We start from the raw sequence: 23,582 nt of genomic DNA, 5'->3' as shown, positions 1-23,582 counted from the left end.
AAATATTTTAATGTTTGATTTTGTACTCCTCAATAAATTGGTAGAAATGGTATCGGAATGCAAAAAAAAGTGTAAGGAATTCTAAGTTTTTAGATCATAGAAGTATCATATCAGTGGTGAGCTGTCTCATGTGATTCATTGTAAATCCCTGAATTAGCTTGACCTTCTATCAATAATTGATTGGTGATAGAATTGTTATTTGAATTTTATAAGCAGGTTCATAAAGATTCTCAAACAATGAAAAAATATTTTGTCGATTTTGAAGAATAGTCAGATTATTTTTTGCAGATTTCATTAAAATCTACAAAATTAGTGTAAGGAAATTCTGTTTTTTGGATCATACCTTTAGTCTTGTCTTTGAATCCAGAATGAGAGCAGTCATGAAAAACCCGCTAAAGTATTTTATTCTCATATTCCTGTTTCTTCCCTTTGTTTTTGCGGTCTCTCCGGAAATTACGTACCCGGATCGTTTATTGGACGCACTCACTGATTTAGCTGACACTTTCAGCCAGATTCTTTCTGGAAATAGTTACTCTGAAATAGGTTATATGCTGGAAAGCACTGCTTCAAATATCTCTGGGAGCCTTGATGATGAGAGCCCCATCCGTGCACTGCTTTCCAAACTGATTGAGCTTGTAGAAAAAATCTGGGAGATCCTCCGAAACCGGTTTTGATTGAGATCGGTAGATGTCAGAATTAATCTCTGTTAAAAAAATCTTTTCATTAATCTGAATCGCTCTTCAATCGAGTTCCATAATCCACCAAATAACGTTCATACGGTTTATCTGTTAATGCGATATGTTTCGGAAATCCACTAAGATGGACATAAAAGTGTAGCAAATGGATACAGTTCTGAACCCTCGATAAAAAAATCATTTAGTAAAAATTACTAATTCGTTGATTTTGAGAGATTAACTAAAGGTATACCCTTGGATGTTGTCTCTGAGTGGTTCAATAATAAACTGGAATGAAATTTATTCAGATAAACCTGCCTGAGAGATTAGTATTAAAAATGCTCTTTGTATGCCTATATAGCCATCATCGTTATACCACCACTCGTCAAGTGAGTGAGCCCCACTACTACTTCCGCCGCCACCGAGCGTCATAGATGGAATGCCCAAAGATATGGGTACATTTGAATCCGTTGATGATCGCCTGAGTTCTGGTTCGTAACCGAAATATTGAGAAGCAGCAATAGCTTTTTGAATAAAAGGTGTATCGGGTGAGATTTCCCCAGAAGGTCGGTCTCCAATCATATCCATATCAACCGTGAGGTTACGGCCTTCTGTTTTTATTTCATTTGCTTCACGTATACCTTTGTCTACCGCTTCGTGCAAAAGCTGATCAATTTGCTGAAGTTGTTGTTGACTTTCAGACCTCATGTCAACCTCCATCCAGTTGGAAAACGGGACCGAATTGACTGAAGTACCGCCGCCAATTCTGCCGACATTGTAACTTGTTCTTGGTCCTTCTTTAACAAACTCGGAAGCTGCTTCCTCAAAGTGGTAAATTGCTCTTCCGAGCGCATGGGCTGGATTTGCGGTTCCAAAAGCGCCCCAGGAGTGTCCTCCCGGTCCCTCAAAAGTTACACGGTACCGGTGTGAACCAAGTGCCTTATTAACGATTCTTTGATCGTTGCTTCCATCGATAGATATAAAAGAATCAATTTGAGGTCCTCCTTCCCTGAATAAGTGTTTCACTCCTCTCAGATCTCCTAAACCCTCTTCACCCACCGTTCCTACAAACCAGATATCTGCTTCTGTCTGAATTTCAACTTCTTGCAACGCTTTTAGAATGGTTAGCACAGTGGTCAATCCTCTGGCGTCATCTGTAATGCCGGGCGCATAGAGTGTATCATTTCTGACTTCAACAGTCACATCTGTATCCTCAGGAAAAACGGTATCCAGATGAGCAGAGATTACGATAGTCTTTTCTCCCGTAGTTCCGGGCCTTTTACCAATAACATTACCCTCTTCATCAATAGAGACATCGGTTAGTCCATATGCCATCATCATTTCAAGGTATTTTTCAGCACGAACATCTTCCATGAAAGGCGGTGCAGGGATCTCATTGATCAATATTTGATTCTGGACCGTCTGCTCATCAAATTCTTCAATAAAAGTGAAGGCTTGTTGTATAGTAGCCTTCCCCACCAAAGATTCAATTTCATTTGTGTATTGGCTATCCAACTCAAATTCCTCATAGTTTTGCTGTGCTGTTGCAGAAATAACCAAGCAAGAAAGAATAGCGAAAAGAAAACCAATCAGTTTGTAATATTTTGAACTCATTGTGAAAATATCGTTGTTAAGATTTAAGTAATGTAACTGGTAAATGCTAAGCGTTTTTTCCGTTTAGTCCGCGCTTTCCGCTGGTGTCTCAACTGTTGCTGATTCATATATTGAATTAAAAATGTATTTAAATGTGGCCCTGGGTTGTGCCCTCAACTGTGGCCTGATACCCAATAAAATTACGGATCCCTCTCCAAGACCTACTCTTAAAGCAGCTGGTTTACCGGCAAGGTAGTTATCCTCTCCTAAGGCCCACCCGCTCATTAAAATATCTTCTTCTGCAAAATGTGCAAATACTTCAACATCAGGTTCAGCTCCACGGCGATCTTCTGCTTCGGCGGGTTCAATAATTGTAAATGATCTGCTTTGACTCCCCCTTCTGGTTACAAAAAATGCGCCATGTTCATCCTGCATGCCATAAGCGATGGGGTGAGTATTGTCTGAGGTTAATTTGACGATAGATCCCGGGATAAAAAAATCATCACGAGCAACATTCAGAAGATGGTTACGGACTGGCAATCCAAAATTATTGATTAAGAAATCAGTGGCGCCATCCCAACCTAATATTGTTCCTCCACCTTCTGCATACCTCTTCAGGTTTATTGCGCCCTCTAAACCCAATCCACCCACGTATTGTTCAGGCATAGATCCCGGGTCATTCCCTGAAAGTATTGAGCCGGGCTCTTGTGCCGGTAGAATAATAATATCATATTCAGACAAATCATTAGTGCGTACGTCTTGGTCTCTGAGAGTTGTGTAACTGAATCCATAATTATCAAATACCCAACGGGTCCATCCCTCATCGATATTTGCCGTCCATGATTGATACATTGCAATATTTGGCGTATTCAGTTCCTTTTTTTCCACATTTGGTGTTTGACCTAACCCTGTCATCGATAATCCAAGATCACTGGCATGATTTTGCATAGCAGTTTCAGAACTGTTGCCATTACTTTCAATGATAAAAGAACCTGCCTGATAGGTAGAACCTTGATAAGTAAAGTCTTCAGCGGTTCGATAGATCGTGTGATCGTTTATCAAACTATTAACAACTTTAGCAGACATATTGGAGTTTGACGGTATCAAAAATCCATATGAGCTGTTTCCATCAAGATTTGCTTCAAAAGGATCGATTTGTTCCACAACTTCACTATCCACATCTATAGATTCTTCAATACGAACAACAGTTACACCCATCTGCAGGGGCAGTGTCCAGCCTGCCATATCATAAGGTGGTTCGGGAGGGCCATCAGGGTATAGACGCCTGTCTGGATACGATTGAGGCTCCATTAAATCGATCAGGTGGGGTCTGAAAGCCTGAGATGTATAAATAATGTAGCTTCCTTCGGGTAATGATTCACCGTTATAAGAAGTTGAAGCGGTTGTTTTACTTATTTCGATTCCTCCTCTTTTTAAAACTTTCAGCATCTCGATCGCTTCGGGAGCATCCCATTGATCCGGGGGTATGATATAAGCGTATGGCGACTGACTTTGTCCAAGTTCAATCGCATTTCGCCCCATCAGGTAAATATTATAGAGCCAGTCGTACTTTCGTTTGGCGGCTATATCCATCACACCAAGAGAAGCTGTTGTGTGATATTCTACCATTTCACCAAGGGAAGTCCAGCCACCCTCCCAGGGATCGGGATAAAAAATGCTGGGTTCTTTCATTGGAATCACATTGCTGCCTCGAACGATTGTATCTGGTATATCTTCTTCATCCCAATACTTGGGCACTGGTGAGCGGTGGGTAGATTCTGTTAAAATTCCAACCATGTTATGAAAATACGGGACAGTTCGCATTCCTCCGTTCCACCACATATTAAATGTAATCCCTTGTATAATTCCGGGTTTATCTTCTGAAGCAAACCTGTTTGCCATGTGTTCGCCAACAAGATTAGTGCCTCTGACAGCTAAAGCAGGGATATTTGGATTCACCGGGTCATCAAAAGGTGGAATAAACATTCTTGGGGGCATCTCACCCATCTGGTGATGATTCAGTACGATCTGTGGATACCAGCTCTCGTATAGAACCTTAGCTACAGCCTGAGATTCATTCTGCAAAAGCATATACCAATCGCGGTTGTTATCATGACCAATGTACTCATGATAGACAACGGGCGGAGATGTAAGTTCAAACTCTGTATCCCTCTGTTCTCTATACCAGTCTACCACGATTTCATGACCGTCCGGATTCATCATTGGCATGTTCAGAAGTATAACTTCGTCAAGCATTTCAAGGGTCTCTTCAGATTGATCTGTTGCCATATGATATACAAAAGCCGGATTATGTTGCCCATGTGCCAGCTCGGGGGAATGGAGTCCGCTATCGATCCAGACTACAGCTTTTCCTTCTCGTGCTAACTCTTTAGCTTCATCATTATCGAGATCTTTTGCGAGTGCAAGACTTTTGCTTATATCACGATAGTGATCCAGGTTAGCTAAATTTTCGGGACTTGAAATCGTCAAAAGCCAAAGTGTATTGTTGTGATGCGTGCTTCCTATCTCTTCCATAATAATCCTGTCGCTGGCAGCTGAAACAGCTTTGTAATACTCTTCCAGTTGTACGTAATCCGCCAGTTTGTAATCAGTTCCAGGATCGAAGCCGATGATGTCTGCCGGTTCAGGTATGTTCTGGGCTGAAAGGCTAGATGCAGCCAGGTACAAAATCGACAATAGCAGCAGAATCCGGGCTCTAAGATTTGTATGTGTTATAGTCATGGTGGTTTAAAATAGATTGTTAGTTAAAACATCAGTTGTTTAAAAAAAGGGATGTCACACAATAAATTTTTTAAATATTTGGATTCGTATCCAGTTCTGATTCAGGTATAGGGAAGCACAGACTTCTATCACTGCTCAGTGGTAACTCTCCTCCTTGAGCCTCCAATGGGTGAAGTTCCCCCGGTGTATTATTCTCGTCCCATAACCTCAAATCACCCAGGCGTCTTGCTTCGAGCCAAAGTTCAATACCTCGTTCTCTTTTCAGGTAGGTCCACGCTTCAGTTTCGTTAGCAGCAACCCATTCATCAACACCTACATCATTTCGCAAGCTATTGATTAGTGTCATAGCGTCTGCCCAGTTTCCAGAAGATAATTCAGCTTCTGCTTCGATTAGTACCATTTCTCTACCGGATGATAATTTTATTGGATCATCGGGGCTGTCATATTTCAGTTGAAAATACCAGGGCACATTTCCAAGGTTTCCAACAGCAGCGTCTCCTACTGGTCTGTCCGGGTCAAATCCCCAGGGAGTTCGTGGGTCATTGAATTCTTCAAAGTATTCTTCATAGTACGTTTGCCAAACGGTATGTGCTCTGTATGGGTTGTCAGCTGAGGATTCAAAAATTCTGTTGTGTTGATCCTGTTCGACCTGGTTATATGGCATCTCGAAGACAAACTCGAATGGAATCTGTTCAGCATCTGCCACGGCACCTGGAAAGTCACCCAAATATCTTCTTACAGATGCCCTGCCAGCAAGAGCGGCAAGTTCAATATCGGGGTCGCCCACAGCCTGTGCAGATGAAATTGCATTCGTAAAAGCTTCATCAGCGTGATTTAAAAAAGCCTGGTAATTTTCTGGTTCACCACCGTCAATTACAGCACGGCAGAAATTTTCTCCCAATAGCCTATTTGCATAGCCCTGCCATAAATAAGCTTGGGCAACAAGCTCTGAACTGTTGAACTCTTCTTGTTCCATAGTTTCTTGTAAGCGTTCTATAGCGTGACTGGCAGTCCACCGTGAACGTTGAGAAAAATCCCAATAGGTATCGGTTTCATCATCGGGCAGCAAACCGACCTGTGCTCTTGGAGATATACCATAAGAGAAGGTAGATCCTGAGGGGTGAATTTCCCGGGTTACTGCTGCACTTCTAAAACCTACCCAGTTGAGTGCATCCGATAGATCTCTGGCAATACCATTTACGATGGCTTGCCGTGCACCGGGTTCATTCAGGAATTCATCCTGAACAGGGCCGGGGTTCGTAACCTCAAAATCACAGGCTGTTAAAATGGTAATAAAACAGACCAATAGTCCAACACTGATTATGCGGTTCCAATACCAATTAAATTTAGGTTTAGGCTGTATTTTTTTCATTGTATTACCGTATAAATTAAATTTGATTGACTTCATTAAAATGTAACCCTTAAAGTTCCAGTCAGTGATGCTGCCGGAGGGATATGCTCAAAAATCTGACGTGTGGCATCACCAGCACCTCTCCACGTAATCTCAGGATCAAAAATTGGGAATTCAGAGTTTTTCCAAGTCCATAAATTTCTTCCTGTAACAGTAAACGTAGATGATCCGTGAGGCCCCAGGTCAATAGGCAGTGGGATTCTGAGTGATAGTTCACGAAGCTTGAAGAAGTCTGCCGGATAAATAAACCAATCAGACCTTACGTTGGTGGGGATACATCGTGATCTGTCAAGTGCAGTTAACTGATCTGATTGCCCGGCATTAATGAGGTCGAATGCGTCGAAACAGGTGGGGAACTGAACACCGCGGGCGAGAGTATTGAGAGATGCACCATCATAGATGTAGTGCCCACCCTGATATTCTCCTCTTGCGCTAAGAGTGATTCCGTAAGGCAGATCAAATGAAGTGCTTATGCCAATAATATGCGTAGGTTCGTTTGGCCCGTAATGGTAATTTTCTTCTAAATTAGGCTCACCAATTTCATTAGGATTTGTAATTCTATCACCCCTGATAACAGGCACAGGCTGACCTTCAACAATCCAGCCATGATTTCCATCCAGGCTGAAGTTAGCAGCCTCTCCTAAATCAAGTACTTTGCTTTGGTTAGTCGCTAAATTTAAACCGACATTCCATCCAAAGTTGCTTCGTTCGACAATTTTACCATTAATAGTCAGCTCAATACCCTGATTTTCCAATTCGCCAATATTTTCAAGCTGGCTTGATAAAAATCCCTGAGAAGGTATTTGCCGTACATTGAATAGTGCATCTGTAGTGTTTTGGTAGTAGTATGTAAAATCAATATTTAACCGGTCATTGAATGTAGAAAGATCTATTCCAAATTCAGTTTCCTTGGTTCTTTCAGGGCCTAAATCGGGATTCCCAACATTTGCTGCCCGGTATGCAACACGTTCACCCCACCCAACAGGAGACCAGGTACGGACAGCGTCAAATGCTCCCGGGGCGCGGCCAGCATGTCCATATGCGGCTCTAAGGCGGAGTGTACCAAGACTGTTGTCCCAAAAGCTTTCATCAGACAGAACGTAGGAAAAACTCACCTTGGGATAAGGCTGAAGTCCTAAATCTTCACCAAATGCACTGTTTCCATCGACTCTTAATCCCAGAGTCAAAAAGTATCTGTCTTTGAAGTCGATAACCGACTGGCCGAAAAAGCCGCCAGTGATGATCCGAATCCGGTCTTCAAAACTCAGTGTTCGAGCACCGCTTGTGAGCGTCGGTTCACCAGGTCCGGGAAACTCTTCGGCATGCCCGGTAACGGATGCTTCACGAGTCTGAACGGTTTCACCACCCCAAGCAAAATTAAATCGTAAATCTGGATTTATTCTCCAATTATAAGTACCGGTATAGTCTAAAGTGAGTGTAGTGTAATTCCATCGTTGGTTGGAGCGGATTCCTTGTGTAGCTCCTGGAAATCCAACAGGTCTTTGCTGAAACAGGTCGCTATCAGCATAATCATAACCAACAGTAAAATCATGGTCCAAATTAGAAGCCTGTTGGTAATTCAAAGTGCCTCCAACCATAAACCGATTGTTATTTGTCTGGATATCGTAATCCAGAAATTGATCTATATCCTCTATTCGGCTCGAACCGATATAGTTTTGATCCTGTCTGTAGGCATTTAGAGTTAAACCCTGGGCATTATTACCAGATGCAGTATTTATAATGGCATGCCGTGTATACGCGCTATTTACTCTAAGGTAAAGATTCTCGGCTAACTGTGATCTGAAGTTTGCCCTGAGTGCATATTTATCCTCAGTGTCGTTTGGTAAAACACCCTCACTATCTGAAAAATTACCTGAGACATAGTATTGAACTCTGTCATCTCCGCCCCTCACCGACATAGAATATCTCTGTGAATGCCCGGTTCTCAGCCAGGGATCTAAAAAAATATATGGCACTTCATCAGTTCCAAAAGGTCTCATGAAATTAGCACCCTGTTCAACTTCTGCATGCCAGATAGGCCGGTCAATATTGGAACCCATTTTAGTAAATATTTGAATCACACCTGCAGCAGCTTCAGAACCGTATAGAGTAGTAGCAGCAGCTCCTTTAATGATTTCAACATTTTCAATATCTGCAGGAATAATGTCATTGATTGGGGTGGATTGTACATTCGCTCCTCGTCCGGCAAATCCTACTGGAGGAACATTGTTAGGATATGGTTCACTACGCAATCGAATACCGTCTATGTAAATCAAAGGCTGATTACTCATACTCACACTGACATTACCTCTGATCCGTATTTGACCACCTGCACCTGAAGAGCCGGCAGTTTGCATGATATTTACCCCAGCGACCTGTCCCTGAATCATACTTTCTACATTACTGGTACTTCCGATCAAGTTTTCAGCCTGAATTCTACCAACAGAACTGCCAATTTCGCGTTGCCTGGTCATACCTGCTTGCCCAGTTACCACAACCTGATCTAAACCAATCATATCAGATTGCAACTCAAAGTCCAGCTGTAATACTTCGTCAGCAGATAACTCTACAGTCTGCTCTGATGCGCGGTAACCAATGAAATTTGCAATAACAGTATATGTGCCCGGTTCAATGTTTTCAATCGTGTACTCACCATCCATGTCAGTAGCTGTTCCACGTTGTAATTCTTCGATTATAACATTTGCAGCGGGTAAGCTTTCACCAGTTTGCCTATCGATTACTTGCCCGGTTAGTGTGGCATTTTGTGCGAATGCTGTTGTATTGAAAGTGGTGTTTAAGAAGAATAGTGTCAAAAACACGAAACACCAATTAAGGTAAGTGTAGCTTTTCTTCATATTGAGCAATTTTAGATTTGATTAACAAAATTAAATATCAAGCAACGACAGGCTAATCAAATCATTAAAATTGACAATTTCAACAAATAAATTAATTCAAAATTGAAAATTTTAATTAATTAAATATAAATAAATTCTTTTTTACCTAAATAAATTAATTTCTAATCAAAAGGGAAGCCCTTTTCTTTGAATGTTTATTAATATTTTTAAAATTAAAGCTAAATTAATTAAATAATTTAGCTTTAATTAGTGATATGATTTATCTATTAAATACTAAGACGAGTAAAAAAAATTATTTCTGGAGATAATTGTCAAAAAGAAAGGCACAGTCTTGAGTATTAGGATGAAGAAATGGGCTGCTGGAATTAATATTTAGGTATAAATTAAAATGACCTGCAGTTAACGATAGCTAAAGTTTAGAATTGATTCTCTAAATACATTCTCATAAAAGTAGTTTTCAACATAGTTTTTTAAATATTCTGAGACTGTTCAAAACGAAGATGTCTCATCAATTACGTCATGTTTGACTCCAATTCGGTATCTCTTGACTGTTAGGTAAGGGATTTTTCCGTTGGCCGACTGCTCTCCTAAAAAAATGAGTGAATCCATTTTCCCTGCGGCTTGTTCCCGCAACAGTAAGTACTCATTGGTGTCTGTTCAAATCCGTGACAATTGTATTAATGTAGAGTTATCTATTTATTCTCATTGCTGAGCCTATCCCCATAATCCACCAAATAACGTTCATACGGTTCATCCATCAGTGGGGAAGTGATTAAAAAGTCAGCCGAGGAGCGGTCACAGGCAAGCGGAATGTTATAGACGATTGCCATTCGGAGCAGGGCTTTTACATCAACATCGTGCGGCTGTGCCTGGAGAGGATCCCAGAAAAATATCAGCAGATCCAGCTTTCCCTCAGCGATTGCCGCCCCGATCTGAAGGTCACCCCCGAGCGGACCACTTTTAAACCGGTGAACCGGGAGCCCGATTTTCTCCTGTATCAAACCGCCGGTAGTACCGGTACCAAACAGCTCATGTTTTTTCAGGATGTCACTGTTGTACTCGGCCCAGTCGAGCAGATCAAGTTTTCGATAATCGTGCGCTATCAGACCAATCCGTTTTTTGGACTCCATAGTTGAGGTATGTGAACCAATACTGGGGTGCGATTTTGATGGTTTGATGTTGTTCTGCATAAAGACTGTATTGATTTTTAAAAATTTAGGAGCTCTCTGTTTGCACAACCTGATACCGCCGATTAATAAATATATATAACTACATTAAGGTCTGTTTCGTGACATTTCACGTTTCAAAGTACTATGTGATGAAACGTGTGTTTCTATTGTATCAGCTTAGCACAGGTGTAGAAAGAGAATAGAGATAATTTACTTTATGCAAAAGCATTTTGTTGAATAGGGGAGGGAAATAAGATTGTTATCTCAAGACCTCAGTTCGATTCTTGAATTATGGAGAAAAAAGTCCCCCTTAGAGAGGCTGTGAGGAAATTGTTTTCCAAATAAATGTACTTAAATAAATTAAGATTTCTTTCATTTTCTCAGCTCCCAGGCTTTCTGACCCACCCCCGTCCCCTCCCTATCGCGCCCTAACGGGACTTGATAGGGAGGGGAGCTTCAATACAAGCTTACACGCCTAAAAAAATAAATAATGCCAACGAATGAGAGTGTAAATTCTCACAGCCTCTTTAGGGGAGACTTGATACTGAATAAATGAAATAGATTGTTATCTCATGGCAAGTTAGATAACCAGTTTCATGGCAGGTTTTTGCAGATTAAGCCGCCGGATCGGGTGGAGTTTATCACCAAACCCTTTAATTTTTGATTCTGAACCGCTGATGTCGCAGTAAATATCATCCTGCATTAAAAATCGCTGCAGATCTTTATGGGCGAGAGTGGTGTCGGATATCACAAGTTCATCGCTGTCTGCTTTTTCAACAAGGCGAGCGGCAAAGTTCACGGTATTGCCAAAGTAATCAATCCTGTTGTTCAGAGTTACTGCATAACAGTTTCCGCAGTGCAGTCCTCCCTTCAGTTTGATTTGATTCTCCGCATTCTCCGCAGAACTGAAGTATTTTTGGGCTTTTCTGTATGCCCGAACGGCTCCATCCGGTTTCCGGAAAACGGCCATGATAGCATCCCCGATGGTTTTAACAACGGCCCCGCGCTCTTCACGAATGATCTGCCGCAAAACCTCAAAATGATCCATCACCCGGCTGATCGCCTCTTCATCACCGCCTTTGGTATAAATCGATGCGGAATCGATGAGATCTGTGAAGAGAACACTTAGTTCCGTGCACTTCATTTTCAGAGAGGGACGGAGCTGCTCTTTTGGAAAACAGTCGCGAAACAGTTGCTGAGATGTAACTTCTGCAGCCGAAACGCCATATGCGGCCCAATTTGTGTCCTCCACAGAAACAAGCAGCGGATTGTCAGTCCGGTTCTTGATGATCATATCGGAACGGGGATTGAGAGGAGTATAATCATCTTCTCCTTCCCCTTTTTCGAGCGTCATGGTGACGTTATCCAGACCGTTGATGTCAGCTTTTACATGCATATCCCGGTCGAGAGTATCTGTTCGGACACGGAAATCGCCTTTGGGAAGGTTTAGTTGTACAAAATGTTTTGTGCCCGGCTGAATGTATTGCTGCAGCAGCACGTGGTCGCGATCGTGAGGGCCGGAAACACAGTAGGTATCTTCACTCAGCTTTCGGATCAGCGGATGACATTTAAAAACGAGCTGAGTTGAATTATTCAGGTCAAAATGCACGGTGTCACCGCAATGCCTGCAGTAGTGAGAGCTGCTTATTTCATCCAGTTTTCGCGAAATTTTTAACGTACGCCTGCACGTTGGACAGATCTGCCGCCACTCCATGTTCATGATGTTTAGCAGAACCGCCTGGTACCCGGTTTCCAGCACACGATGCAGGGGAAATGCCCACATTTTAGCCAATTGAATCGGGTTGATAACTTTCAGATCCTGCTCGTCACCGAACCGAAGGTGTTCGATGATCCGGCGAGAAAGTTCCGGCTCTTTACTGGCGGCGGTAAGATGATCCAAAAGCGTACTCCATTTACCCGGATTACGGGTTTTCCAAAACGGCCGGTTTCCTTCGGGAAATCTGTGGCCGACGATAGAATCATCATACTTCTGAATGATTTTTTTTAACTTTCGCCGGAAATGTGCCGAAAAATGACGTTTTGTACGCACTGAGCCCATAAACCCGCGTGCCACACCTTCAAAATGAATTGTGATGGCCGTACCTTTTTCGCGGCTGCTGCGAAGCGGGTTCAGCTCTATTTTAATATGCAGATTTTCGTACGGTCCGCGCTGGTATTCCCGCTTAATTTTTAGAAAGTGAGGGGCTTGCCACTGATACGGCTCTTCCTTCCAGATATCGGCACGGCGAAGATTGTTATATTCGAGTTGGGCAAAGTGACGGGGTAGATCGTGTGAGATGACGGCTTCCTGAACCGGATGCTGCCCCATATCTTTAAAAAAGCGATTGGAATCCGATATATATGGCCATAGCTGCGGCGGGGTTCCCGCCGAATTAATTTGCCAACTGTAGGAAAATGGGTAACTCTTCATCAAAAAGTTTTTAAAAACGCATTGTCGAGTTTCTACACGTGATATCGTATCTTGACGATTCTATATCTAAAAGAGTATTTCAACATTAATTTGTTACAAAAAAACTATAAAAAACATGGCAGTAGAACGAACACTCACGATATTAAAACCGGATTGCGTACGTAAAAACCTGATCGGTACTGTTACCGCACAGATCCAGGAAGCCGGCTTTTCCATTAAAGCATTGAAATTGACCCGCCTAACCAAAGAGACAGCCGGCGGATTTTATGCCGTACACAAAGAGCGTCCATTTTTCGGTGAGCTTGTAGAGTTTATGAGCAGCGGACCATGCGTTCCCATGATCCTTGAAAAAGAGAACGCTATCGAAGATTTCAGAGCCCTGATTGGTGCTACAAATCCGGCAGAAGCGGAAGAGGGAACCATTCGTGCACAGTTTGCCGACAGTGTTGGAGAAAATATTGTTCACGGATCAGATTCTGTGGAAAATGGTAAAATTGAAGGGGCCTATTTCTTTGCCGAATCAGAAGTTGTTGCTAATAACAGCTAATTTTTCTTTGTGGGAATATGTACCAGAGGCCGGTTTGAATTAATCCCGGCCTCTATTTTTTCATACATGGAATTTGCACTATCAAAAACTTCATCCATCACTTTTCATGATCACTTCTACTGTGCGGACTGCGATATCAATACTAATTTTTGGACTTATATTTTCAGCTATTGCGTGCGATTCAGGCGATTTGAATAGCCCTTCCGAAAGAACAGCAGTTGTTACAGGCGCAGAGCGATTGATTACCTACCATCTGGATGAGATCCAGGAGAAACGCGTGGGACTGGTGATGAATCCCACAGCTGTTGTAGATGGTGTTCACATGCTTGATACGCTCCTTGCCCGTGGTGTGAACATCACAGCGCTGTATGCCCCCGAGCACGGATTTCGAGGTGAAGCGGGCGCTGGCGAAAGAATAGAAGATGGGGCAGATCAGCAAACCGGCCTTCCCGTTTATTCACTGTATGGACAGACGCGAAAACCGACTCCTGAAATGCTCCGGGATGTGGATCTGCTGCTGTTTGATATGCAGGATGTGGGGGCAAGATTTTATACCTATCACGCAACGATGGGATTGGTGATTGAAGCTGCCGCAGATGCCGGGCTGCCTGTCTGGATTCTCGACCGGCCAAATCCGCTGGGTGGTGAATATATCAGCGGATGGATACGTGAGGATGAGTTTACCTCGTTTGTCGGCCCGTATGCCATGCCGGTGGCACATGGCATGACTCTTGGCGAGCTCGCAAAAATGATGGTTGGGAAACAATGGCTGGATACAGAGTCCGATCCTAAGATTCGCATTATTGAAATGGAAGGGTGGAGCCGGGAAATGCTCTGGCCAGACACCGGGCTTCCCTGGATTGCGCCATCGCCAAATCTGCCAACGTTCGAGCACGCCTATGTTTACCTGGGCACATGCTTAATAGAGGGCACAACTATGTCGGAAGGACGGGGAACGGAAGATCCGTTTTTACTGATCGGATCACCATCAACCCGGCTTGACGAGGAAAACTTTGAACGTATGAATCAATCAATCAGCGGTGGAAGAGTGAGCCCGGCTGTGTTTACCCCGGAGTCGATACCGGGAGTGGCCCCATCTCCAAAACATGAAGGCGAAGAATCATATGGAATTCGTGTACATGTAGATGATTACACAGCATACGAACCATTCGAAAATGGCTTGATTATAATAGCTGAACTTATGCAGCATTCACCAGAAGCTGAGACAAATAACTTTCTCTATAGGCTTGCAGGTACAAGAAAAATCGACCAGGTAATCAGTGGAGAGGCTTCACCGCAGGATGCGGATTTTGAACTGGATGAATTCAAAGAGGCGCGTAAGAACTATTTAATTTATTAATATATGATTAAATTTCAATATCTAACGATTTGGAACAAAATAGATTTTTACCTGTTTGTATGGTTAAATGTTGTCTTTTTGCTGATGGAAATAGAGTCTAATATTACAAAGTAAAAGTTAAGAGATTCACCAGAGACACATTTACACCCAGGAAAAAGAAATCTAACCAACTAATTAAAAAATAAAATCATGAGTTTAAAGAAGATTCTTGCAGGATACGGATTATGGAAGTTGAGCGGTGGCTGTTTCGGGATATTGGTAATTATTGGAATAATCGTCGCACTTATTATGTTGTAAACAGGCTCTGTCGCATACCTTAATTGATGAATGCGGAGATTATACTGCTGATAGAATAAAATTTATATTCCGTCCAGCTTTTGGCGCCTCCATTCGTAACAAACAAGGGCAGCACTGACGGATGCATTCAGCGATTCAACATCGTTGTGCATGGGAAGTGAAAGCAGAAAATCGCAATGTTCGCCCGTTTTTTTTCTCATTCCCCGTCCCTCATTTCCAATTACAAAAGCCATGGGTACGTCGTATTTCTGGTTCCAAATCGTGGTTTCAGCGTTTTGATCGAGGCCGGCAATCCAGAATTTATTCTCCTTTAAAGTCAGGATGGCCTGGTTAAGGTTTACCGCCCGTACAATTGGAATTCGTCCGGCGGTTCCTGCACTGGTCTTCATTACTGTGGCGTTTACCGGCGCCTGGCGATGCTTCGGCACAATTACGGCTGTGATTCCGGCAGCAGCAGCAGTGCGTAAAATTGCGCCAAAATTGTGAGGATCTTCAATTTCATCAAGGCAGAGAACAGCCGTTTGCGGGGTGGGGGTAATATCAATCAGCCAATCTTCAAACTCGATGTAGGTGATCTCAGAAATAGCGGCTACCACGCCCTGGTGGTTCACATCCCCAACCAGGTCGAAAAGTTTTGAGGGCGGAACACGAGTAACGGGAATTTTATGGTCCGATGCCCGGTTAAAAATAGAGTGTACGTTGTTACCCGACAAATTATCACGTACATAAATTTTATCTACACTCGATGGATCGTTCGTGAGAAGCTCATCGATTGGTTTGATACCGTATGCATATTTGTTAGGCATTTATAATAATTGTGCTTGCAGTTTGCATGTTGTCAGTCAAATGATATTATATAGAAAATGTTTTTTTGTTGTCTGTGGATAAAACCTAATCTCTAAGATTATCACCACTATGAAGAATAACCCTAAAGAAAAGAAATCCGGCAACCAATATCTCGGGTTTACCGGTAAAAGCCAGCAGAAATCAACTGTTCAGCAAAAAAAGTTTCTATTCTTTCTGAATGGTGACGCCGGAGTCATTACCGCAGGTATCATTCAGATTGTAGCAGGACTTAGCATCGTTGGCGTAACGATCTTAGGTCTTTTAACTCCATTATGGCTTTCCGCTGTTTTAAGCCTCATTGGAAGTATATCAAGTATGTTCGGTGTCTACCTTATATTTCACTCCATTGCTGCAAATGGTAATTTTGATACCTTGATTAATCAATCCATTAAACGCGTTATTCGGGACCAGAATTAGAAGCGCTTTTTATGGTTGATGCTGTGTGGAATCTGGCTTCCAGGGCTATCAGATTGTTAGTAGTTACTGGATGAGTCATTCATGAACCATAAAATGAAAGGGTCTGGAACGACCCGTTTTGTATAAAAGTCTACCCATGACTCAGCAGATTATTTTCATTCAATTTCTAATCTCGCATCAAGAGTGTGCCCGCCCGTAGTTCAAATTCAGAGATGCATACCCTGAAATCTGGCGGAGGAATTCGAACCGTAAAAAATAGGGTTCAGCCGGTTGGCGGTTTCAAAACAAGAGCTGGCTTTTTTGTAATTGCTCACCGCGGAGCCAGTTTCGATTTTCCTGAAAATACCATGCCTGCCTTTGAAAATGCATTCAGAATGAAAGCAGATATGATCGAACTTGATGTATTGCTCTCACGGGATGGAATCCCGGTGGTGATGCATGATGAAACGCTTGATCGAACTACGAACGGCAGAGGAAATGTACAGCATTTTCTGTACAGAGAACTTCAGGAATTGAATGCGGGAAACTGGTTTGGTCCGGAGTTTAGTGACGTTACCATCCCATCACTCCAGTCGGTTTTAAGCTGGGCAAAAGGTAAGATTGCGCTCAACATCGAGATTAAAGGAGAAAAGAGAGGTCATGTTTCAAAAACGAGTATTGAGCCGGCGGTTATTGAACTCGTCAGGCAGTTCGAAATGGAGAATCACATTGTGATTTCCAGTTTCAGCCGGAACGCAATTAAACGTGTCAAAGAAATCTCAGACGACATCTCAACCGCTATTCTGAATAGTGAATACAGCTATGGAACACGGCTTGTATATCGTATGATGAGTCGTTTGGATGCTGATGGACTCAATATGCTTTCGCGTCAGATGAAGCGTCCGCTGATGAAGAAGCTATCTCAACATAACGTGCCGGTTTGGATTTATACTATAAATTCAGAAGCTGAGATGCGAACCGTGATTCGAAAAGGGGCAACCGGAATCTTTTCTGACCGACCCGATCTGTTACGAAAAGTGGCCTCAGAAGAGTTGTCGGCCTTAGATTCCTAAGAATGAATTAGCTTTGCAGAGTATGGATAGAAAAAGTTTATTCTTTATTGTGATTTGGTTTGAACGGGAAGAGGGAGCCTGCTATTTTTAATTTTCCATCAACCAAGGTAAAACTCACATGCCCACGAAATATATTCTCGTTACCGGAGGGGTAACATCATCACTCGGCAAAGGAATAATTTGTGCTTCCCTGGGGCGTCTTCTTGTTGCCAGGGGTTTAAATGTTACCGTCCAAAAACTTGATCCATACATTAACGTGGATCCCGGGACGATGAACCCCTATGAACATGGTGAGGTTTACGTGACCGATGATGGCGCTGAGACCGATCTGGATCTGGGCCATTATGAACGATTCCTGGATATAAAAACGTCCCAGCAGAATAACGTAACCACCGGCCGTATCTATTACGATGTTATTACAAAAGAGCGCCGCGGTGTTTACCTGGGAAAGACAGTACAGGTGATTCCTCATATTACAGACGAGATCAAATCACATGTCATAAACCTGGGCGAATCGGGGAATTACGATATTGTGATTGTTGAGATTGGCGGTACTGTGGGTGATATTGAAAGTTTGCCTTACATTGAGGCAATGCGCCAGCTGAAATATGAAGTGGGCCGCGAAAATACATTGTCGATACACCTGACACTTGTGCCCTATCTTGCCGCAGCACGTGAACTGAAAACAAAGCCGACGCAACACTCCGTCAAAACACTGTCTGAAAGTGGTTTGAGTCCCGATATTCTGGTTTGTCGTTCGGAACATTCACTCGATACATCCATCCGGGGGAAAATTGCCCAGTTCTGCAATGTGGATATTGAAGATGTAATCGCTTCACTTGATGCTGAGAGCATCTATGAAGTACCGCTTCTGATGCAAAAAGAGGGGCTTGATAAGCGGGTAATCCAAAAGCTGAACCTCACTACTTCAGAACCCGACCTTGAGCGGTGGATTAGTTTTGTGGATAAAATCAAGTATCCGTCAGCAAACGTGAAGATTGCGCTTGTAGGAAAATATGTTGAGCATCACGACTCCTATAAATCGATTGTTGAAGCGTTGATTCACGGAGGCGCCGCGAACGATGCAAAAGTAAACATCAAATGGGTTCAGTCCGAAACACTAAACGCTCAGAATATTGAGAAATACCTTGGGGACGTTTCAGGAATTCTTGTTGCCCCGGGGTTTGGTGATCGCGGAGTAGAAGGAAAATTCCGTGCTGTGAAGTATGCGCGGGAAAACGAGATTCCATTTTTTGGAATCTGCCTTGGCATGCAATCAGCCGTAGTGGAATTCGCCCGGAATGTAGCCGGAATGGAAGGTGCGAACAGCACAGAATTCGTTAAGGATACTGAATTTCCTGTGATTGACCTGATGCTTGAACAGAAGAATGTGAAAGATAAAGGCGGAACCATGCGCCTTGGCAAATATGCCTGTTCACTGAAGAAAGGAACAAAAGCAGCTCTTGCATACGGCATAGATTCTGTTGACGAACGGCACCGTCACCGGTATGAGCTTAACAACGCACTCAGAGAAGACCTTCAGAGTGCTGGTCTGGTCGTTTCAGGAGTTAACCCGGAGAAAGATCTGGTGGAGATTGTAGAACTCGCCGATCATCCCTGGTTTGTGGGAGTTCAGTTTCACCCGGAACTTCGCAGTACTGTTTACAATCCTCATCCGCTGTTTATCTCATTTGTGGCCGCAAGTATTGCAGCAAGGGCAAAACGTGAAGAGGAACCGGTAGCTGAATCAACCGCAGAGTGAGCGGTAAAAGAAAACTCCAAAACCGAATTCGCAACCGGGCCTGCTGCCTGGTTGCTGACGATGATAAGCTGCTGCTTGTAAAACAAAGAGTGCCCACCAGAGATTATCCTGTTTGGATGCCACCCGGCGGGGAAGTTTTATTTGGAGAATCAGCCCGTGACGGGGCCGTGAGAGAAACGTTTGAGGAAACCGGTATCGTAGCTGAAGTGAAGCATCTCGCTGCTATTCATGAATTTATCGAACCTCCTTTTCATGCGGTTGAATTCTATTTCCTGGCTCAAAAAACGGGAGGGGAACTGGTAACCGGCAGGGATCCGGAACTGGGGCAACACAATCAACGAATTCTTGACTGTGGTTTTATTCCGTTTGAGGAACTGGGGGAATTATCTGTATTTCCGCATTTTTTGAGAGATGATCTCAAAGAGGTCTTAAAATCTACGTTCTCTGAGGGAACGGCCTTCTATTTTACGGGATGATTTGGATAAAAAATAGCACTGATGTTGCTCAGTAATTGCATCAACCCGTACTCTTTAGATTAGAGGCTGTGAAAATTTACACTCTCATTCGTTGGCATTATTTTTTTTAAGGCGTCAAAGCTTGTATTGAAGCTCCCCTCCCTATCAAGTCCCGTTAGGGCGCGATAGGGAGGGGACGGGGGTGGGTAAGAAAGTCTGGAACTGTGAAAATGGCAGAAATCTTACTTTATTTACGTGCATTTTCTTTGGAAACAATTTTCTCACAGCCTCTCGATAGAGGATCCATACAGGAATGAGGCTTGCTTACTTTTCATACAGACAGACGACCTGGTTCGGAGTCAGGTAAGACGATTCTGGTGATGATCTTTCTCGCGGCAGGCTCTTATGAAACAGCATCATTCACTTAATTTCTCAATTTAAAACACAGATGATTAGATCACAGATCTCCACAAATCATTTCTTATATTCAGCTTTTCAATCAAAACAGCATCAGATTTTACACGCATGATTTTACGATACCTGGTATTTATTCTCCCCCTTCTCCTTATCGCCGGATGTTCATCAGGTCCGCAGGATGGAACAGTTATTCATAATATAAACGGCTACACGATTGCAGGTAATGAACTTGTGCAGTTTGAAGCGATCGCTTTTTCAGGGGATGAAATTGTAGCCATCGGCACATCATCTGTCATCACAGAAGATTATGAGAATTTTGAACAAATTGATGGTGAGGGCAGAACTCTTCTTCCCGGTCTCATTGACGCGCATGCTCACGTAATGGGGCTCGGTTTCCAGGAGATGGATGTGGATGTTTCCGGCCTGCGCAGCCTGGAAGAAACACAGGAGAAACTGCGGGAATATGCCGAAGAAAATCCCGATCTGGAATGGATTCGAGGCCGCGGGTGGAACCAGGAATTGTGGGAGGAGAACGAATTCCCAACCGCCGCAGATATAGATGAAGTCATCGCTGACCGTCCGGTCTGGCTCACACGGGTTGACGGACATGCCGGATGGGCAAATACCCGTGCGATGGAAATTGCCGGTATCAGCCGTGAAACACCGGATGTTCAGGGGGGACGTATTATTCGTGATGCCAGGGGAGATGCAACCGGGATTTTTGTGGATGCGACCATGCGGAATATATCTGCCAATTTGCCGGAAAGAACTGAAGAGGATAACCGGCAGGCATTAACTCTCGCACTTGAAACGATGGCAGAGCACGGACTCACATCCGTTCACGATGCGAGAACGGATGTGTTTACCTGGGAGATGTATAAAGATTTTGCAGATAACGGGGAACTGAAAACACGTATCTATGCTATGATTGCCGGAATGGGCGAACCGTTTGATGTTCTTTCAGCAGACGGCCCGGTTGAAGAGTATGCCGATCATAAACTTTCGCTGAGGAGTGTGAAAATATCATCCGACGGGGCGCTCGGGAGCCGGGGAGCGGCTATGATTGAAGAGTACAGCGATGAACCCGAGAATCATGGATTATTGTTCTACGACCAGGAAGAAATGAACGAGATGCTGCTCCGCGGTGCCGAAAACGGATTTCAGATGAATATTCATGCAATCGGAGATGCTGCCAACCGCCAGGTGCTCGACGGATTTCAATATGTGAATGAGCAGCTTGGCGATCAGGCTGATATGCGTCACCGTATCGAACACGCACAGGTTGTGGCACCGGAGGATATACCGCGGTTTACCGAACTGAATCTTGTGGCCTCCATGCAGCCGACACACGCCACGAGCGATATGAATATGGCGGAAAACAGGGTCGGCTCGGATCGAATTGAAGGTGCATATGCCTGGCAGACATTTTTGAACCAGGGGACAGTGATCGCCGGCGGTTCGGATTTTCCCGTGGAAAACGTAAACCCTTTTTATGGGCTTTATTCCGCTGTTACACGTAAAGATCACGATGGCAGACCACCTGAAGGCTGGTACAGCGAACAGGCAATGAGCCGCGTTGAAGCACTCCGGGCATTTACCGTGGATGCCGCATACGCCGCGCATCAGGAAGATGTGATCGGATCGCTGGAGCAAGGTAAAAAAGCCGATTTCATCCTCATCGACCGGGATTTCTTTGAAGTGGATGCATCTGAAATCTGGCAGACTGAAGTTCTTGAAACCTGGATGGGTGGCGAGCGTGTTTTCAGCCGGGGAGACCATCAATGAAAATTCGCCTGCACCAGTTAAATCCAACGATCGGTGATCTGGAAGGAAACAAAAAACTCATCCTGAAGGCGTATGCCAAAGCTGCAGATGATGGAATAGATCTGCTTATACTTCCCGAGATGGTCACCACCGGTTACCCGGTTCAGGATCTGCTTGAGCGGCCAGTATTTCGGGATTCGGTCTACAGTCTTAATCGCGAATTGATAGAGACAACAAAGGAATTTCGCACTGGACTGCTGTTCGGTTCGATGACGCCAAACCTGTCTGGACTGGGCCGCAAGATGTATAATTCTGCGATTCTTGCAGCTGAAGGCGAGAAAAAAGGTGTGGTTCATAAATCACTTTTGCCGACTTATGATGTATTTGATGATCTCCGGTATTTTGAACCGAACCGCTCATTTGATTGTCTTGAGCTGAACGGAGTGAAACTGGGCGTTACGATTTGCGAAGATATCTGGTACAATGAAAATGAGGTGCAATATCACACCTATGAGATCGATCCAGCCCGGAGGCTTCGGGACGCCGGTGCAGAGCTGATTATCAATATATCTGCGTCGCCATTTACGCAAACCAAGCATGAAAACCGTCTGCATATGCTGGGCAAGCACGCAAAAGAACTGAATTGTCCGGTTCTTTATTGCAACCAGGTGGGTTCCCACACGGAAATTGTGTTTGAAGGGGACTCCATGGCGCTCAACCCGGATGGTAAGCCCGTGGTTTCGACCGTGGCATTTGAAGAATCATACGCTGATGTTGAGTTCACCGGGGGAGAATCACTACGTGGTGTAGATAAAGGAGGGTACCCCAAAACGCCGGAGGAACGTTTTTTCAAAGCGATAAAATTGGGGCTCGGCGATTATCTTTCTAAAACCGGAGTGACTGACAAGGTGTTGCTTGGGTTAAGCGGCGGTATCGATTCGGCCCTGGTGGCCGTTCTGGCTGCAGAAACAGTTGGGCCGGAGAATGTAACGGCGATCACGATGCCGGGTGAATTTTCCAGTGAAGGGAGTGTAAGCGATTCACAAAAACTGGCGGATGCGCTCGGGTTTTCGCTGTATGAGATTCCCATTAACACAATATACGATCAGTTCAACGGCCAGCTTCAGCCGCTTTTTAAAAATGAACCATTTGGTGTTGCGGAGGAAAATCTGCAGAGCCGAATTCGCGGTACGCTGCTGATGACCTATTCCAATAAATTCAACGCTTTTCTTCTGGCCACCGGAAATAAATCGGAATATGCGGTTGGGTATGCTACCCTTTACGGAGATATGAACGGCGCCATCGCACCGATCGGTGATCTGTACAAAACGGAAATTTATAAACTGGCGGAGTGGCTGAATCGATCTTATTACAAACGGGAAGTGATTCCTCAGGAGATTATTACAAAACCGCCAAGTGCAGAACTAAGGCCGGATCAGAAAGACAGCGATTCTTTACCCGATTACGATACACTTGATTCCATTCTTTATCAGTATATTGAACTGCAGCGCAGCGTGGGTGAAATATCGGACTCCGGTATCGATCCCGGAACCGTAAAAAAAATAATATCCATTATTGATCGCCAGGAGTTTAAAAGATTTCAGGCTGCGCCGATAATTAAGTTAACCTCAAAAGCGTTCGGTACCGGACGCCGTCGACCGTTGGTACAGCAATGGACTTCACAGGAGATGGATAAAGGTGAAAAATAATCGTAAATATATTTTTGCGTTTTCCACTGATAGTAAAGATAATTGAGAAGAAAAAAATAATCACTGACCCGAAAACGATAT

The 23,582-nt window shown here is 43.8% G+C and carries 16 protein-coding genes; 9 read left to right on the top strand and 7 right to left on the bottom strand.

Going from position 1 to position 23,582, the window contains the following annotated elements:
- Nucleotides 1-380: 380 nt before the first annotated feature.
- On the top strand, nt 381-674 hold the full coding sequence (locus DYD21_RS11455) for a hypothetical protein (RefSeq protein WP_116036750.1): 294 nt from the start codon (nt 381-383) through the stop codon (nt 672-674).
- Between the two features lie 300 nt (nt 675-974).
- Here DYD21_RS11455 and DYD21_RS11450 read toward each other — a convergent pair whose 3' ends face one another.
- From DYD21_RS11450 to DYD21_RS11425, 6 genes are all read right to left on the bottom strand, one after another.
- Entirely contained in the window at nt 975-2,288 is a 1,314-nt protein-coding gene (locus DYD21_RS11450) for a M20/M25/M40 family metallo-hydrolase (protein WP_116036747.1), read from the bottom strand.
- 63 nt (nt 2,289-2,351) lie between these two features.
- A complete protein-coding gene (locus DYD21_RS11445; protein WP_116036745.1) occupies nt 2,352-5,009 on the bottom strand; it encodes a M14 family metallopeptidase in 2,658 nt (885 codons plus the stop codon).
- Between the two features lie 70 nt (nt 5,010-5,079).
- Nucleotides 5,080-6,381, bottom strand: a complete 1,302-nt coding sequence (locus DYD21_RS11440; RefSeq protein WP_158551593.1) for a RagB/SusD family nutrient uptake outer membrane protein — start codon at nt 6,379-6,381, stop codon at nt 5,080-5,082.
- Between the two features lie 35 nt (nt 6,382-6,416).
- Complete coding sequence (locus tag DYD21_RS11435) at nt 6,417-9,239, bottom strand: TonB-dependent receptor domain-containing protein (protein WP_158551590.1); 2,823 nt, start codon at nt 9,237-9,239, stop codon at nt 6,417-6,419.
- Between the two features lie 728 nt (nt 9,240-9,967).
- Nucleotides 9,968-10,405, bottom strand: coding sequence for a methylglyoxal synthase (locus DYD21_RS11430; protein WP_116037127.1), 438 nt, complete (start codon nt 10,403-10,405; stop codon nt 9,968-9,970).
- A gap of 619 nt (nt 10,406-11,024) precedes the next feature.
- Nucleotides 11,025-12,875, bottom strand: coding sequence for an adenylate/guanylate cyclase domain-containing protein (locus tag DYD21_RS11425; protein ID WP_116036736.1), 1,851 nt, complete (start codon nt 12,873-12,875; stop codon nt 11,025-11,027).
- Between the two features lie 115 nt (nt 12,876-12,990).
- Here DYD21_RS11425 and ndk point away from each other — a divergent pair, with 115 nt between their 5' ends.
- Complete coding sequence (gene ndk / locus DYD21_RS11420; RefSeq protein ID WP_116036734.1) at nt 12,991-13,422, top strand: nucleoside-diphosphate kinase; 432 nt, start codon at nt 12,991-12,993, stop codon at nt 13,420-13,422.
- 106 nt (nt 13,423-13,528) lie between these two features.
- The gene (locus DYD21_RS11415) at nt 13,529-14,782 is read left to right on the top strand and encodes an exo-beta-N-acetylmuramidase NamZ domain-containing protein (RefSeq protein WP_116036732.1); all 1,254 of its coding nucleotides are present in this window, start codon (nt 13,529-13,531) and stop codon (nt 14,780-14,782) included.
- Nucleotides 14,783-15,141: 359 nt separating this feature from the next.
- On the opposite strand, the gene rlmB is transcribed toward DYD21_RS11415, so the two are convergent.
- A complete protein-coding gene (gene rlmB, locus DYD21_RS11410; RefSeq protein ID WP_116036729.1) occupies nt 15,142-15,885 on the bottom strand; it encodes a 23S rRNA (guanosine(2251)-2'-O)-methyltransferase RlmB in 744 nt (247 codons plus the stop codon).
- Nucleotides 15,886-15,994: 109 nt separating this feature from the next.
- Here rlmB and DYD21_RS11405 point away from each other — a divergent pair, with 109 nt between their 5' ends.
- From DYD21_RS11405 to DYD21_RS11380, 6 genes are all read left to right on the top strand, one after another.
- The gene (locus DYD21_RS11405) at nt 15,995-16,342 is read left to right on the top strand and encodes a hypothetical protein (RefSeq protein ID WP_116036727.1); all 348 of its coding nucleotides are present in this window, start codon (nt 15,995-15,997) and stop codon (nt 16,340-16,342) included.
- A gap of 212 nt (nt 16,343-16,554) precedes the next feature.
- A complete protein-coding gene (locus DYD21_RS11400; protein WP_116036725.1) occupies nt 16,555-17,394 on the top strand; it encodes a glycerophosphodiester phosphodiesterase family protein in 840 nt (279 codons plus the stop codon).
- 118 nt (nt 17,395-17,512) lie between these two features.
- Entirely contained in the window at nt 17,513-19,156 is a 1,644-nt protein-coding gene (locus tag DYD21_RS11395; protein WP_116036722.1) for a CTP synthase, read from the top strand.
- Nucleotides 19,153-19,632, top strand: coding sequence for an NUDIX domain-containing protein (locus tag DYD21_RS11390; RefSeq protein WP_158551587.1), 480 nt, complete (start codon nt 19,153-19,155; stop codon nt 19,630-19,632). The genes DYD21_RS11395 and DYD21_RS11390 overlap by 4 nt, the downstream gene beginning before the upstream one ends.
- A gap of 504 nt (nt 19,633-20,136) precedes the next feature.
- On the top strand, nt 20,137-21,813 hold the full coding sequence (locus tag DYD21_RS11385) for an amidohydrolase (protein WP_116036717.1): 1,677 nt from the start codon (nt 20,137-20,139) through the stop codon (nt 21,811-21,813).
- Nucleotides 21,810-23,501 (top strand): NAD+ synthase, encoded by a 1,692-nt coding sequence (locus DYD21_RS11380; protein WP_116036715.1) that lies wholly within the window; start codon nt 21,810-21,812, stop codon nt 23,499-23,501. The genes DYD21_RS11385 and DYD21_RS11380 overlap by 4 nt, the downstream gene beginning before the upstream one ends.
- Nucleotides 23,502-23,582: the final 81 nt, after the last annotated feature.

The organism is Rhodohalobacter sp. SW132 (assembly GCF_003390325.1).
GTDB lineage: Bacteria > Bacteroidota > Rhodothermia > Balneolales > Balneolaceae > SW132.
Note: the sequence above shows the minus strand (reverse complement) of the source record. Positions and strands in the feature narration are given on the sequence as shown.

Coding starts and splice junctions, on each gene's coding strand:
- DYD21_RS11445 (WP_116036745.1), bottom strand. CDS start 5,009: ATGACTATAACACATACAAATCTTAGAGCCCGGATTCTGCTGCTATTG.
- DYD21_RS11405 (WP_116036727.1), top strand. CDS start 15,995: ATGAAGAATAACCCTAAAGAAAAGAAATCCGGCAACCAATATCTCGGG.
- DYD21_RS11380 (WP_116036715.1), top strand. CDS start 21,810: ATGAAAATTCGCCTGCACCAGTTAAATCCAACGATCGGTGATCTGGAA.
- ndk (WP_116036734.1), top strand. CDS start 12,991: ATGGCAGTAGAACGAACACTCACGATATTAAAACCGGATTGCGTACGT.
- DYD21_RS11440 (WP_158551593.1), bottom strand. CDS start 6,381: ATGAAAAAAATACAGCCTAAACCTAAATTTAATTGGTATTGGAACCGC.
- DYD21_RS11455 (WP_116036750.1), top strand. CDS start 381: ATGAAAAACCCGCTAAAGTATTTTATTCTCATATTCCTGTTTCTTCCC.
- DYD21_RS11385 (WP_116036717.1), top strand. CDS start 20,137: ATGATTTTACGATACCTGGTATTTATTCTCCCCCTTCTCCTTATCGCC.
- rlmB (WP_116036729.1), bottom strand. CDS start 15,885: ATGCCTAACAAATATGCATACGGTATCAAACCAATCGATGAGCTTCTC.
- DYD21_RS11450 (WP_116036747.1), bottom strand. CDS start 2,288: ATGAGTTCAAAATATTACAAACTGATTGGTTTTCTTTTCGCTATTCTT.
- DYD21_RS11395 (WP_116036722.1), top strand. CDS start 17,513: ATGCCCACGAAATATATTCTCGTTACCGGAGGGGTAACATCATCACTC.
- DYD21_RS11415 (WP_116036732.1), top strand. CDS start 13,529: ATGATCACTTCTACTGTGCGGACTGCGATATCAATACTAATTTTTGGA.
- DYD21_RS11400 (WP_116036725.1), top strand. CDS start 16,555: ATGCATACCCTGAAATCTGGCGGAGGAATTCGAACCGTAAAAAATAGG.
- DYD21_RS11425 (WP_116036736.1), bottom strand. CDS start 12,875: ATGAAGAGTTACCCATTTTCCTACAGTTGGCAAATTAATTCGGCGGGA.
- DYD21_RS11430 (WP_116037127.1), bottom strand. CDS start 10,405: ATGGAGTCCAAAAAACGGATTGGTCTGATAGCGCACGATTATCGAAAA.